Source organism: Pseudomonas sp. HMSC076A11, from assembly GCF_001810205.1.
Classification (GTDB): Bacteria; Pseudomonadota; Gammaproteobacteria; order Pseudomonadales; family Pseudomonadaceae; genus Pseudomonas; species Pseudomonas aeruginosa.
In genome coordinates this window covers 1-13348 of the sequence record NZ_KV800262.1, presented here as the reverse complement: position 1 = coordinate 13348, position 13348 = coordinate 1, and the positions used below count along the sequence as shown (strand labels likewise).

Here is a 13348-nt window from a genome sequence, read left to right as displayed (position 1 = left end):
AGCGCCGAGGTCGGTTCGTCGAACAGCATCACCTTGGGGTCCATGCACAACGCGCGAGCGATCGCCACGCGCTGCTGCTGGCCGCCGGACAGGCGCGAGGGATATTCGTCGGCCTTCTGCCCGATGCCGACCTTGGCCAGCAGCGCCCGCGCCTTGGCCTCGCGCTCGGCCTTGCCGCGCTTGCGCACCACGCGTTGGGCCAGGCAGAGGTTCTCGAGCACGGTCATGTGCGGGAACAGGTTGAAATGCTGGAACACCATGCCGACTTCGCGGCGGTAGGCATTGATGTCGGTCCTCGGGTCGGCCAGGTCGACGCCGTCGATGCTCACCGAGCCTTCGTCGAACTCCTCCAGGCCGTTCAGGCAGCGCAGGAAGGTCGACTTGCCGGAACCGGACGGACCGATCACCACCAGTACCTCGCCCCTGGCCACGCGGGTACTCACGTCGTCCACCGCGCGCACTACCTGGCCGCGGGTATCGAAGACCTTCAGCAGGTTGCGTACTTCAATCACTTTGTCCGAGCCTCCGCTCCAGTCGGGATGCCATGTGCGAAAGGGGCAGGTTCAACAGCAGGTACAACGCGGCGACGCAGAACCAGATCTCGAAGGTGGAGAACGAGGTGGTGATCGCCTCGCGGCCGCTCTTGGTCAGTTCGGTGATGGCGATCACCGAGACCAGCGAGGTGTCCTTGACCAGGCTGATGAACTGCCCGGCCAGCGGCGGCAGCACGCGCTTGAAGGCCTGCGGCAGGATCACGTAGCGCATCGACTGGCCGGCGTTCAGGCCCAGGGAGCGGGCGGCCTCGTTCTGTCCGCGGGCGATGGACTGCACGCCGGCCCGGATGATCTCGGCCACGTAGGCGCCGGTGAACAGCGCCAGCGCCGCAACCCCGGCGAACTCGCGGGACAGGTTGAGCACGGTGCCGATGAAGAAGTAGAAGATGAAGATCTGCACCAGCAACGGCGTGCCGCGCACCAGCTCGACGTAGATCGTCGACAGGTCGTGCAGGGTCGGGTTCTTCGACAGCCGGCAGAGGCCGGCGACCAGGCCGATAGCCAGACCGATGGCACCGGACACCAGCGATAGCCAGAGGGTGGTCCACAGGCCCCAGAGCAGTGGGCCGGCGGCCCAGTGGCGGGTCACCCCGACCGCGTCGCCCTCGGCCACGTCGTCGCCTTCGGAGAATTGCAGGCTGTCCTGGGCGACGGTCACGACCTGCTTCTCGCCGCTCTCGCCAAGCAGCGTGACGCGCGCGTCCCTGCCCTGTTCCTCGATAGCCTCGACCCGGCCGATCTCGTTGGCCCGTAACGGCTCCTCGGCCTGGTAGGCGAAGTACTGCGGAACGCGGTTCCAGCGCCATTCATAGGAAATCAGCGAGGTGGAGAACCACAGCGCCCAGGCCAAGACCAGCAGGATCAGCCCGGTCAGCAGGTGCCAGGGCCAGACGGAACGTTTCTTCTTGGTCACGGAAACTCTCTCGAACGATGGAATGCGCAGGTACGACGGCCCCCTTCGCGGGGGCCGTCAGCGGTTCATTCCATTTCCTTCAGCCACTCGGTGTTCTTGAACCACTTGTCGTGGATGCGCTGATAGGTGCCGTCTTCGCGGATCTGATGGAGGAAGTTGTTGATGAAATTGATGCTGTCGTAGTCGCCTTTCTTCAGGCCGAACGCCAGCGGCTCGTAGGTGAACGGCTGGTCGAGGTAGACCAGCTTGCCGGCGCCGAACTTGCTCACCGCCACCACGTTGTAGGGCGAGTCGTAGATGAAGGCGTCAGCCTTGCCGTTGACCACGTCCATCACCGCTTCCGGCTCGTTGTCGAAGCCGTGGTACTTGGCCTTGCTGATCAGCTTGCGGGCAACGATCTCACCGGTGGTGCCGATCTTCGAGGTGATGCTGTACTGCGGATCGTTCAGGTCCTTGTAGGACTTGATCTTGCCTTCCAGTTCCTTGCGCACCAGCAGGGTCTGGCCGACCACGATGAAGGGCTCGGAGAAGTTCAGGCGCAGGTTGCGCTCCTGGGTCAGGGTCATGCCCGAGCCGATCATGTCGAACTTGTCGGTCAGCAGCGCCGGGATGATGCCGTCGTAGCTGGTGGAGACCAGCTCCAGCTTGACGCCCATGGACTTGGCCATGGCCTTGAGCAGGTCGACTTCGAAGCCGATGATCTGGCCACGCTTGTTGGTCATCTCGAACGGCATGTAGGTCGGGTCCATGCCGACCCGCAGGGTGCCGCGCTTGACCGCGTCCTCCACCGCGCCGGCCGCCTGGACCGAAGCCACGCCCACCAGGGCGCAGACGCCCAGAACCAATGAAGCAAGATACTTTTTCATTCCCCAATCCCCAGCAGTCTTAGAAACACAGTCGTCGAACGGATGCTCTCGTCGTGTCGCCGTCCCGGGCGGGCAGCAGGCCATGACCGGCTGCGCAAAAGGCGGCCGATAGTACCTCAGCTGGCGAACGATACGAGACTTTCTGGATTGCCGGCGCAGGGTAACAGCAGCGCCGCACGGGGAAAACAGGCAAGAAACAGACCATGCCCCCGGCGGCGTTCCGCCGGGGGCATGGGATCAGGACTGGGCGGCGGGCAGCAGGCCGGCGTCGCCGGGCACTACCTGGGCCAGCGGTACGCTGGCGGCGTGGGGGTCGTCCGCCTCGGCCTTGCGCCAGCGGCCGAGCCAGTCGTCGCGGTCCTCTTCCCAGACCCGCGTATGCAGGCGCGAAAGTGCTACCGGGTCACTCAACAGAGCCAGGCGCGTGGCGCCGTCGAGCTGTTCCGGGCCCTTATCGATGGCCTTGCCGATACGCTCGCCGCGCACCGTCTCGATGGCCTGCGCACGGTTGTGGCGAGCCGTGCCCATGGCGCAGGCCAGGGCGTTGAGCAACGGATCGACGGCGGCCTTGAGGAAGCCATCCTTGAGCGCATGCCAGCGGTTCTCGTAGGTGTACTCGTCGGTGGCGCGCAGCTCGCGCGGCGTGTCGTACTCCTCCGGGATCAGGAACAGCTTTTCGTCGCGGGCGCGCAGGCCCAGCTTCACCCGGCTGGAGATCACCGATACCGGGATCGACAGGATCAGCGAACCGACGATCGGCGACAGCCACCACAGGAAGCGCGGGTTGAGCCAGGCCACCAGCAGGGTCCAGGCGATACCCAGCAGGGTCTGCATGCCGTGCCGGCGGATCGCCTCGCTCCAGGGCGTGGCGTCGTCGTCGCGCTGCGGCGAGTTCCACTGCACCGACCAGCCGAGGAAGGCGGCCAGCACGAAGCGGGTGTGGAAGAGCATGCGCACCGGCGCCAGCAGCACCGAGAAGAACATCTCCAGGAGCATGCTCAGGGTCACCCGGATCACCCCGCCGAAACCCTTGGCGCCCTTGGCCCAGATCAGCATTACGCTGAGCAGCTTGGGCAGGAACAACAGGGTCAGGGTGGTGGAGAACAACGCGATGGCCTTCTCCGGATGCCACTGCGGCCAGATCGGGAACAGCTGCCGCGGTTCCAGGAAGTACTGCGGCTCCATCAGTTGGTGCACCGCCAGCAGCGCGGTGGAAAGCACCAGGAAGAAAAACCACAACGGCGCCGACAGGTAGGACATGACCCCGGTGAGGAACACCGCGCGGTGCACCGGGTGCATGCCCTTGACCAGGAACAGGCGGAAGTTCATCAGGTTGCCGTGGCACCAGCGGCGGTCGCGCTTGAGTTCGTCGAGCAGGTTCGGCGGCAGTTCTTCGTAGCTGCCGTCGAGGTCATAGGCGATCCACACGCCCCAGCCGGCACGGCGCATCAGCGCAGCCTCGACGAAGTCGTGGGACAGGATCGCGCCGGCGAACGAGCCCTTGCCCGGCAACGGCGCCAGGGCACAGTGGTCGATGAAGGGCTGCATGCGGATGATCGCGTTGTGGCCCCAGTAGTGCGACTCGCCGAGTTGCCAGAAGTGCAGGCCGGCGGTGAACAGCGGGCCGTAGACGCGGGTGGCGAACTGCTGCATGCGCGCATACAGGGTGTCCATGCCGGACGCCTTCGGCGCAGTCTGGATGATCCCCGCCTCAGGATTGGCCTCCATCAGGCGCACCAGCTTGGCCAGGCAGTCGCCGCTCATCACGCTGTCGGCGTCCATCACCACCATGTAGCGGTAGTCGCCGCCCCAGCGCCGGCAGAAGTCGTCGATGTTGCCGCTCTTGCGCTTCACCCGGCGCCGGCGACGACGGTAGAAGATCTTGCCGAAGCCCTTGGTCTCGCGGCACAGCTCGAGCCAGGCCTGCTGCTCGGCGACGGCGATATCCGGGTCGTTGGTGTCGCTCAGGACGAAGAAGTCGAAGCGCTCCATCTCGCCGGTGGCGGCCATCGACTCGACGGTCGCCCGCAGGCCGGCGAATACCCGCGGCACGTCTTCGTTGCAGATCGGCATGACGATCGCCGTGCGGGCATCGGCGGCGATCGGCTCGCTGCCGGCGCTGCTGCCGGATATCCGGTAGCGGTCGCGCCCGGTGAGCAGCTCCCAGAAGCCCATCAGCGCGGTCCAGAAACCGGCCGAGACCCAGCAGAAGAGGATCGCGAAGAGCGCCAGGATGCCGAACTGGATGACATAGGGCAGCACCTGCTGGACGGTATCCAGCAGGCTCTGCTGGGCCAGTTCCTCCAGGTCGACGAAGGCCCAGCCCTGGTAGGGCAGGATGCCTTTCATGTAGTAGGTGGCGACCGAGGTCTGCGCCAGCATCAGCAACAGCAGGATGAACCGGCGCAGCGAGCCGACCCGCTGCCAGCGGGCCCGCGGCAGGGCGCGCTTGGGCTTGGGCGGGTTGCTGCGTCCGGTCAGCCGACGCCAGCCACGCACCAGGATGTTGGTGCGCCAGGGCTCGGGAATCACCTTGGTACGGCGGATCGGCGGGGAAATCTTGAGGAAGGTGCGACCCTGGGCGTCGACGCCGAACATCTCGGCGTCGTCCAGCTCAGGGGTGCCCAGCTGCAGGCGGGCGCGTACCGAGGCCAGGGCGGGATCGCCGCCGGCATCGGCAGCGGCGCCTTCCGCTCCCGCCAGGCGAGCGTGCAGCTCGGAGAAGGAAGCGGATTCGCCAAGCCGCTCCCGCTCCTCTTCCGCCAGGGGAAGATGAGCGAGGTAGTCGGCCAGCGGTGCTTTCGTAGTGGATGGGTTATTCATCGGCAGGCAGCTGATAGCTCCAGGTTTCGCTCAGTGGCTTCTGCGCCTCGTCGACCAGCGCCGCGCGCATTTCCACCGGCTTCTTCGGATCCTTGACCTTGATCCGCAGCGTCAGGCGCCAGCCTTTCAGGACCGGGTTGTAACGCAGGCTGTTCTCCACCACCTCGGCGTTGCTGTCGGTGCTGACCTGGGTGGTCACCGGCGCGTCCGGCGCCAGGTCCTTCAGGGCCGGCCCTTCGAAGTCGACGACCAGGGCGGTGCTGCCGTCCTGCTGGCGGATCAGGTTCTTCTGCTTCACGTCGCCGACCGAGCGCATGGTCTGCTTGACCCAGGAGGATTTCGGGTCGTGCAGCTCGTCTTCATCCATGGTCCAGTGCAGGCGGTAGGCGAAGTCCAGCGGCTTTCCGACCTCAGGCTGGGTCTCGGGGTTCCAGAACGCGACGATATTGTCGTTGGTTTCGTCCGGGGTCGGGATTTCCACCAGTTCCACGGTGCCCTTGCCCCAGTCGCCCTTCGGCTCGATCCAGGCACTCGGACGCAGGTCGTAGCGGTCATCCAGGTCTTCGTAGCGGGAGAACTCGCGGCCGCGCTGGAGCAGGCCGAAGCCTTTCGGGTTCTCCACGCTGAAGGTACTCACCGACAGGTGCTTCGGATTGTTCAGCGGACGCCACAGCCACTCGCCGTTGCCGGCATGGATCTGCAGGCCGCTGGAGTCATGCAGCTCGGGCCGGAAGTTGTGCTGCTCGGACGGCTGGTTGGAGCCGAACAGGTACATGCTGGTCAGCGGCGCCAGGCCCAGCTTGCTGACCTTGTCGCGGAGGAACACGCGGGCCTGGACATCCATCACCGCATCCTTGCCCGGACGCAGCACGAAGCGGTAGGCGCCGGTGGCCCGCGGCGAGTCGAGCAGGGCGTAGATCACCAGTTGCTTGTCCTGCGCCTTCGGCCGCTCGATCCAGAATTCGCGGAAGCGCGGGAACTCTTCGCCCGAAGGCAGCGCGGTATCGATGGCCAGGCCGCGCGCCGACAGACCGTAGACCTGGCCCTTGCCGACCACGCGGAAGTAGCTCGCGCCAAGGAAGGTGGCGATCTCGTCCTGCTTGTCGGCCTTGTTGATCGGATAGAGCACGCGGAAACCGGCATAGCCGAGATCCTTGGTGGCATTCTCGTCGAACTTCAGGGATCCGAAATCGAACTTGGTGCGATCGTACTTGATCGGCTTGACCGTGGTAGCGGTCACCTCGTTGATCTTCACCGGCGTGTCGAAGTGCATGCCCTGGTGATAGAAGCTCAGCTTGAACGGCGTCTTCAGCTTGCCCCAGTAGGCGCGCTCGTTGATGAAACGGATCTGCTGGTAATCGGCGAATTTCATTTCGCTGAATTCCGATGGCAGGTTGCTGGTCGGCGCGGAATACTTGTCGCCGGCCAGGTCCTTGGCCTTGCTCGCCACGTCGTCGATGCTGAACGCCCATACCGGGGCGGCGACGAATGCCAGCGCGGTCGAGCCGGCAAGCAGCAGGGTGCGCACGCGGGCGCGGAAATCGGTGTTTGAAACGGAACGGAAAATCACGAGGCCCCCTCGTCCGTGAACATGAATTACTGAAGACGCCCTGACCGTTCAGGGGTCTCCGACGGCACCGGAGTGCCGGTCGAACATGGTTTCGCCACATCCGCTGCCAAACCCGATAGATAGCCAGATTTGGCGCGATCTGACAAAAAGAATGCCTGTTTCCAGTCATTCGCGTTACGTGCACCGGGCCTGGAAGACCAGGGGGCATGCCGCTCGTCGGCTAGCGACCCCAGAGGTTCCGACCCTGCCCGGGCGGAATGATTCCCGTCCATTGGGTTGCAGGACGCCCCGGCCGGCATCGGGATGCCGGCCGGTCCTGTACAGCATGAAATCGGCGTGCGGATGATGCACCGAGGTTGTGACAAAAGGCCATGTATCTGTCACAAAAATTCACCGTTCCGGCCCCGCCATCCCTCCCTGAAGCACCTTGGGGAAAATCCCCTCGACGCCGATCAACTCTCCAGCAGGAAGGTCACCGGCCCGTCGTTGACCAGGTGCACCTGCATGTCGGCACCGAAACGCCCGGTCGCCACCTGCGGATAGGCCTCCCGCGCCAGTTTCACCAGGTGCTCGAACACCGCCTCTCCTTGCGCCGGCGGCGCCGCGCTGGAGAAGCTCGGACGCAGTCCGCTGCGGGTGTTCGCCGCCAGGGTGAATTGCGAGACCAGCAGCAAGCCGCCCTGCACGTCCAGCAAGGACCGGTTCATCTTGCCCTCGTCGTCGCCGAACACCCTGTAGTTGAGCAGCTTGTGCAGCATCTTCGCCGCGCAACGCTCGCCATCCTCGGGCTCGACCCCGACCAGCACCAGCAGGCCGCGATCGATGGAGCCGACGATTTCGCCGCCAACCTCCACCCGCGCCGCGCCGACGCGCTGCAGCAATGCCTTCATTCGGCCTCCGGCGGCAGGTCGAGCAGTCGCCGGCCGATCTCGTTGGTGGCGCGCACCAGCGCATCGACTATCCCCGGCTCGCTGGCGGTATGCCCGGCGTCGCGGATGATCTGCAGTTCGCTGTTCGGCCAGGCCTGGTGCAGGGCCCAGGCATTGTCCAGCGGACAGATGGCGTCGTAGCGGCCATGCACGATCACGCCAGGCAGATGGGCGATGCGGTGCATGTCCTCGAGCAACTGGTTGGGCCTGAGGAAGCCCTGGTTGACGAAGAAGTGGTTCTCGATGCGCGAGATCGACAGCGCCCTGCCCGGCTCGGTGAAGCGGTCCACCACCATGGGGTTGGGGCGCAGCGTGGCGGTGCGGCCCTCCCAGGTCGACCAGGCCTTGGCAGCGTGCATCTGGGCGATCTGGTCGCTACCGGTCAGGCGCTTGTGGAAGGCCGCCAGTAGGTCGCCGCGCTCTTCCGGCGGGATCGGCGCGACATAGTCTTCCCAATAGTCGGGGAACAGGCGGCTGGCGCCTTCCTGGTAGAACCAGTGGATGTCCTGCGGACGGCAGAGGAAGATGCCGCGCAGGATCAGCGCATGGACCCGCTCGGGATGGGTCTGCGCGTAGGCCAGCGACAGGGTCGAGCCCCAGGAACCGCCGAACAGCACCCACTTCTCGATACCCAGGTGCTCGCGCAGGCGCTCCATGTCCGCCACCAGCTCCCAGGTGCTGTTCTTCTCCAGGCTGGCGTGGGGCGTGGAACGGCCGCAACCGCGCTGGTCGAAGGTGACGATACGGTAGAGGTTGGGATCGAAGAAGCGGCGCGACAGGGCATCGCAACCGGAGCCGGGGCCGCCGTGGACGAAGACGACCGGCAGTCCGTCCGGCGAACCGCTTTCGTCGGCATACAGCACATGCGGTTCGTCGACGACCAGCTCGTGGCGAGCGTAGGGTTTAATTTCCGGATACAGAACTAGCATGATGCGCTCCCGAGGCGATGTGTTCGGCCCCCGGCGCAAACGTCGACAGCGGGGCCCGTCCTTTGCTCTGCCGCGCATGATACTTCGGCGCCGGGAAAAAAACCGAGCGGCTTTCATGTCCGCCCCGGTAGAGGGGAAACCATCAATCCAAGCAACGGCGCCTGGCGCCGGGAGAACGAGCATGGCCGAGGCCTTGCGACACCGTATCCGCGCCGCCGGCCTGCTGGTGGTGGAGCAACGCATCCTGCTGGTCCGCCACGAGGTCGGCGGCGACATCTACTGGATTCCGCCCGGCGGCGGCTTCGAGTCGGAATGCGACGAATCGACGAAGGATACCGTCCGGCGCGAGTTTTTCGAGGAGACCGGCCTGCGGGTGGACGTCGGCCCGCTGGTCTACGTGCGCGAATTCGCCGAACCCGCCGCCGGGCGCTTCCACATGGAGCTGTTCTACCGCATCGACGCCTGGCGTGGCGAGCCGACCCTGGCCAACCTGAAGGGCCTGGGCGGAGACGAGTTCGATATCCGCGAGGTCGGCTGGATCGCCCGCGACGAACTGCCTGGCCTGCCGTCGTTCTATCCGGCCGAACTGGCCGACGACGTCTGGTCGCGCCTGGACGCGCCGACGCCGTCGATCCGCCACCTCGGCCTGCAGCGCTAGACGCTCACTGCACCGGATCGCTGGTGGGGTTCTCGAGGATCGCCTTCAGCTCCGCGGTCATGGGAAACTCCAGGTTCAACCCCTTGGGCGGGATCGGCTGCTGGAACCAGCGCTGGTAGATGCCCTGTATCTCGCCCGAGCGATACAGCCCGGCCAGGGTCTCGTTGACCAGGGCAAGGAACTGCGGGTCGTCCTTGCGCACCATGCAGCTGTAGATCTCCCGCGATTGCGGCTCGCCGACCACCACCCAGTCGTGCGGCTGGCGCGCCTTGGCGCGTTCGCCGTAGAGCAGCGCATCGTCCATGTAGAAGGCCACCGCGCGACCCGATTGCAGCATCTGGAAGGCTTCGCCGTGGTCCTTGGCGCTGACCACGTTCATCCCCAGCTTGTGTTCGGCGTTGTAGTTCTTCAGGTAGCGCTCGTTGGTGGTGCCGGCGGTGGTCACCACGTTCTTGCCCTTGAGGTCGTCGAAGTGGGCGATGCCGCTGTCCTTGCGGGTCAGCAACTGGCCCTTGACGTAGATGAAGCCGTAGGAGAACGCCACCTGTTTCTGCCGCTCGGCGGTGCCCCCGGTGGAGCCGCACTCCAGGTCGACGGTGCCATTCTGCACCAGAGGGATACGGGTCTGCGAAGTGACCAGGTTGTACTTCACCTTGAGTTCCGGCTTGCCGAGGGTGCTTTTGAGCCGCTCCACCACCTTGTCGGCCAGTTCCACCGAATAGCCCATGGGCTGGCCGCTGTTATCGCCAAGGTAGGAGAAAGGCACCGAGGCATCGCGATAACCCAGGGTTATCGTGCCGTTGTCGGCAACCTTCTTCAGGGTGCCGCTGAGTTCCTCGGCCTGCGCGGCGCCGATGGCGAGCGACAGGGAGAGTGCGAGAGTGCTGGATACAAGGATTTTCATCGGAGGTTCTGCCTCTTTTTTCTTATGGCTATGGAAAGTAAGTCAGCCCCTGGCCGCCACCACGGTGATCTCCACCAGCACCGACGGACGCGCCAGCTCCGCCTGGACGGTGGTCCGGCTGGGCGCCTGGCCGGTCGGCAACCACTGGGTCCAGACCTCGTTCAGGGCGGCGAAATCGCGGGCGATGTCCTTCAGGTAGATGGTCGCGCTGAGGATACGCTCCTTGCGCGACCCGGCCTCGGCCAGCAGCGCGTCGATCTTCGCCAGCACCTCGCGGGTCTGGCCATGGATATCCTCGGCCTGGCCCGGCACCTGGCCGGAAAGAAATACCAGGGCGTCGAAGCAGACCGCGGCGGACAGGCGGTCGTTGGTGGCGATACGGGTCGGTTCCATGGGAGTGCTCCAGGTCGAGGGGAATTCAGCCAGCCAGCGCGCCGCGCGGAAGCAGGCCAGAGGTATCGATGCTCGGCGGGCGGCGGCCGATCTGCTCGGCCAGCAGGCGCCCGCTGCCGCAGGCCAGGGTGAAGCCGAGCGCGCCGTGGCCGAGGTTGAGCCAGAGGTTGCGGTAGCCGCCGTTGCCCACCAGCGGTACCCCGGTGGGCGTGGCCGGGCGCATGCCGGCCCATTCGACGGCGGCGTCGAAATCGCCGCCCTGCGGGAACGTGTCCCGCGCCTGCTGGCGCAGCAGTGCCAGGCGCGCGGGCTCGAGGCCGGGGTCGAAGCCGACGATGTCGACCATCGCGGCGATCCGCAGCCGCTCGCCGATTCGCGCGTAGACGATCTTGCGGTCGTAATCGGTGATGCTGGTATCCGGCGCGCGGTGCTGCGCGCCGACCGGCAGGGTCAGGCTATAGCCCTTGAGCGGGTATAGCGGCAGGCGCAGGCCCGGCAGCATCAATTCGGCGCTGCGGTAGCCGGCGGCCAGCACCACATGATCGGCCTCGATGAGATCGCCGCCGACCTCGACGCCACGCACCGCCGCGCCGCCCTCGACGATCTTCGTCACCCTGCGGCCATGCAGTTGCCGGCAATGTCCGGAAGCCTGCAAGCGCTCGGCAAGTTGCACGCAGAAGGCATGGCAGTCGGCGACCTCCTCGTCCGGCGTGTGGATGCCGCCGACGAAGGGCGCGTCGGACAGGGCCGGCTCCAACTCGCGGCACTCGGCGGCGGACAGGACGAATTGCGCCGAGGGATCGGCCAGGCCCTGGCGAGCCCGCGCAAAGCTGGCCGGTTGGCGGAACGCCACCAGCTTGCCGTTGCGCCGCCAGTCGAAGCCATCGAGGCCATCCTCCTCGCGCCAGGCCTGCAGGGTGCGCTGGCTGAGCAATGCCAGGCGCAGCAGGTGCGCGGCATTGCGGCGGTTCAGCGAGCCGCGGCAGGCCGCGAGGAAGCCCAGCAGCCAGCGCCACTGCGCCGGATCAAGACGCGGCCGCAGGCGCAACGGCGCATCGTTGCGCAGCAGCCAGCCGAGCGCCTGGGCCGGCACGCCGCTGTCGGCCAATGGCGCCACGTAGCGATAGGACAACTGCCCGCCATTGGCGTAGCTGGTTTCCAGCCCGCCCCGCTCGCGCGCTTCCACCAGGGTCACGTCGAACCCTTCGCGAACCAGGGCGTAGGCCGTGGCCAGGCCGACCACGCCGGCGCCGATGATGCAAACCCGCTGAGCCATGACAATCGTTATCCAGGTGTTTTCCAGGGCTTCGACGATAGGCGCGGATGACAGCGCTAGGACAATGAATAAAGATGGCCAGGGTATAAATCCAGGTTATGGGTTCGCGCCGATGAAGCTCCGCCATATCGAAGTGTTCCAGGCGATCCGCCAGGCTGGCTCGGTCAGCGGCGCCGCACAGTTACTGCATGTGTCCCAGCCGGCGGTGAGCAAAGTCCTGCAACACGCCGAGCAGCAACTGGGCTTCCCGCTGTTCCTGCGGGTACGCGGCAAGCTGCTGGCGACCCCGGAAGCGCTGGAACTGGAGCGCGAAGTGGCCAAGCTCAGCGATAGCCTCCAGGCCGTGCGGCGCCTGGCGCAGAACCTGCGGCGCCAGCCGGGCCACAGCCTGCGCATCGGCGCCACCCCGGCCCTGGCGCTGTCGCTGCTGCCGCGGGCGATCGGCGAATGGAGCGCGCGCTATCCGCAGAGCGGCTGCGAACTGGCCACCCTGCATTCGCGCGAGCTGGTGCAGGGCCTGCTGATGCGCGAACTGGACCTGGCCCTGAGCCTGAAGCAGCCGGAACACCCCGGCCTGCGCGGCGAAGCCATCGCCAGCGGCGTGCTGGTGGCCCTGGCGCCGCGCGAACACTGGCCCGAAGCGGAACGCCGGCAGCCGCTGAGCCTGGCCGGGCTGGCCGGCGAAGCGCTGATCGGGCTGTCCACCGCCGACCCGCTGTTCGCCCGCCTGGAGGATTACCTCAGCGCCGTGGAGCCACCGCCGCAGATGAAGATCGCCGTGCAGACCTACGCCCTCGCCCGCGCCCTGGTAGAGGCTGGGGCCGGCCTGGCGCTGGTCGATCCCTTCACCGCCCTCGGCGCCGACCCGCACAGCACCGCGATCCGCCCATTGAGCCCGGCCTTCCCGGTCACCCTCTACGCCATCACCCGCGCCGACGAAACCCCGCCGCACACCCTCGCTCCGCTGCTGCGGATGCTCGCCCGCCAGGCCGAGGAGCGTTTGCGGGCCGTGCAGATGTAGCATTTGCCGCCTGGCCTGCCGCTGGAAACCTTGGACGTCGTTCTGGCCTGGCCCACGCCTCGCGTCCTTACCGCTCCGGCTTCCAGTCTGGGCGGTCCGCGTCGTAGCCCTGGGTCGGGTGCGGTGGCAGAGGATGGTCCTTTATCAAGTCGGGAAAACGCAAATCAGGATCAGCGGCAAGTCGATCGTAAATACCATCATATAGTTTGTGCAGTTTTTCATCGGGGACGTACCACATTGCACTTGCAGGAGGAGTCTTGTTTCCAAAGACGCGCGAGAGGAAGAAAGCCGCGCTCTTGCCACCCTGAGAGACTGACACCTGATAGTAACCTAATGCTTTTGGGAAATTATGCTCTACTATCTTGTAATACGCCCCCAGCTCATAACTAGCCGGCGCATAGCCCTGGCTAGCAGCACAGTTAGTATACGCCAACCCCAAATCCTTTTTTTTTTGGCCACATATATATAAAGCTTACCTAGTTCGGTTAGCGCCGGCGGATTTCCTAGGCTAG

General features: G+C 65.8%; 12 protein-coding genes and 1 pseudogene. 2 read left to right on the top strand and 11 right to left on the bottom strand.

The window, feature by feature from the left end; translation table 11 throughout:
• From HMPREF2716_RS01510 to pip, 7 genes are all read right to left on the bottom strand, one after another.
• The coding region (locus tag HMPREF2716_RS01510; protein ID WP_045108053.1) for an amino acid ABC transporter ATP-binding protein at nt 1–512 on the bottom strand (512 nt) is incomplete at its 3' end.
• Nucleotides 505–1467: an amino acid ABC transporter permease gene (locus HMPREF2716_RS01505; protein ID WP_003103450.1), complete on the bottom strand. Its 963-nt coding sequence runs from the start codon at nt 1465–1467 to the stop codon at nt 505–507. The genes HMPREF2716_RS01505 and HMPREF2716_RS01510, both read right to left, overlap by 8 nt.
• A 65-nt stretch (nt 1468–1532) precedes the next feature.
• Entirely contained in the window at nt 1533–2333 is an 801-nt protein-coding gene (locus HMPREF2716_RS01500) for a transporter substrate-binding domain-containing protein (RefSeq protein ID WP_003095910.1), read from the bottom strand.
• A gap of 237 nt (nt 2334–2570) precedes the next feature.
• Nucleotides 2571–5156 carry a glucans biosynthesis glucosyltransferase MdoH gene (gene mdoH / locus HMPREF2716_RS01495; protein WP_003103448.1) on the bottom strand — a complete coding sequence of 862 codons (2586 nt, stop codon included), beginning with the start codon at nt 5154–5156 and terminating at the stop codon, nt 2571–2573.
• Nucleotides 5149–6726: a glucan biosynthesis protein G gene (locus HMPREF2716_RS01490; protein ID WP_003095915.1), complete on the bottom strand. Its 1578-nt coding sequence runs from the start codon at nt 6724–6726 to the stop codon at nt 5149–5151. The genes mdoH and HMPREF2716_RS01490 overlap by 8 nt, the downstream gene beginning before the upstream one ends.
• Before the next feature lie 452 nt (nt 6727–7178).
• Nucleotides 7179–7616 carry a D-aminoacyl-tRNA deacylase gene (gene dtd, locus HMPREF2716_RS01485; RefSeq protein ID WP_003103447.1) on the bottom strand — a complete coding sequence of 146 codons (438 nt, stop codon included), beginning with the start codon at nt 7614–7616 and terminating at the stop codon, nt 7179–7181.
• Complete coding sequence (gene pip / locus HMPREF2716_RS01480) at nt 7613–8584, bottom strand: prolyl aminopeptidase (RefSeq protein WP_023518164.1); 972 nt, start codon at nt 8582–8584, stop codon at nt 7613–7615. The genes dtd and pip overlap by 4 nt, the downstream gene beginning before the upstream one ends.
• 181 nt (nt 8585–8765) lie before the next feature.
• On the opposite strand from pip, the gene HMPREF2716_RS01475 reads away from it, so the two are divergent.
• A complete protein-coding gene (locus HMPREF2716_RS01475) occupies nt 8766–9242 on the top strand; it encodes an NUDIX domain-containing protein (RefSeq protein ID WP_003095920.1) in 477 nt (158 codons plus the stop codon).
• A gap of 4 nt (nt 9243–9246) precedes the next feature.
• On the opposite strand, the gene HMPREF2716_RS01470 is transcribed toward HMPREF2716_RS01475, so the two are convergent.
• Genes HMPREF2716_RS01470 through HMPREF2716_RS01460 form a run of 3 tightly spaced genes read right to left on the bottom strand, consistent with a single transcriptional unit; the run spans nt 9247 to nt 11815 of the window.
• On the bottom strand, nt 9247–10146 hold the full coding sequence (locus tag HMPREF2716_RS01470; RefSeq protein WP_023518165.1) for a transporter substrate-binding domain-containing protein: 900 nt from the start codon (nt 10144–10146) through the stop codon (nt 9247–9249).
• A 42-nt stretch (nt 10147–10188) separates the two neighbouring features.
• The gene (locus HMPREF2716_RS01465) at nt 10189–10539 is read right to left on the bottom strand and encodes a RidA family protein (protein ID WP_003095925.1); all 351 of its coding nucleotides are present in this window, start codon (nt 10537–10539) and stop codon (nt 10189–10191) included.
• A 25-nt stretch (nt 10540–10564) separates the two neighbouring features.
• Entirely contained in the window at nt 10565–11815 is a 1251-nt protein-coding gene (locus tag HMPREF2716_RS01460; protein ID WP_003162206.1) for a D-amino acid dehydrogenase, read from the bottom strand.
• A gap of 64 nt (nt 11816–11879) precedes the next feature.
• Between HMPREF2716_RS01460 and HMPREF2716_RS01455 the strand changes: the two genes are divergently transcribed.
• A complete protein-coding gene (locus HMPREF2716_RS01455) occupies nt 11880–12836 on the top strand; it encodes a LysR family transcriptional regulator (RefSeq protein ID WP_073650769.1) in 957 nt (318 codons plus the stop codon).
• Between the two features lie 67 nt (nt 12837–12903).
• Here the strand turns inward: HMPREF2716_RS01455 and HMPREF2716_RS01450 are convergent.
• Nucleotides 12904–13348, bottom strand: a pseudogene (locus HMPREF2716_RS01450) (sel1 repeat family protein); the annotation flags it as partial.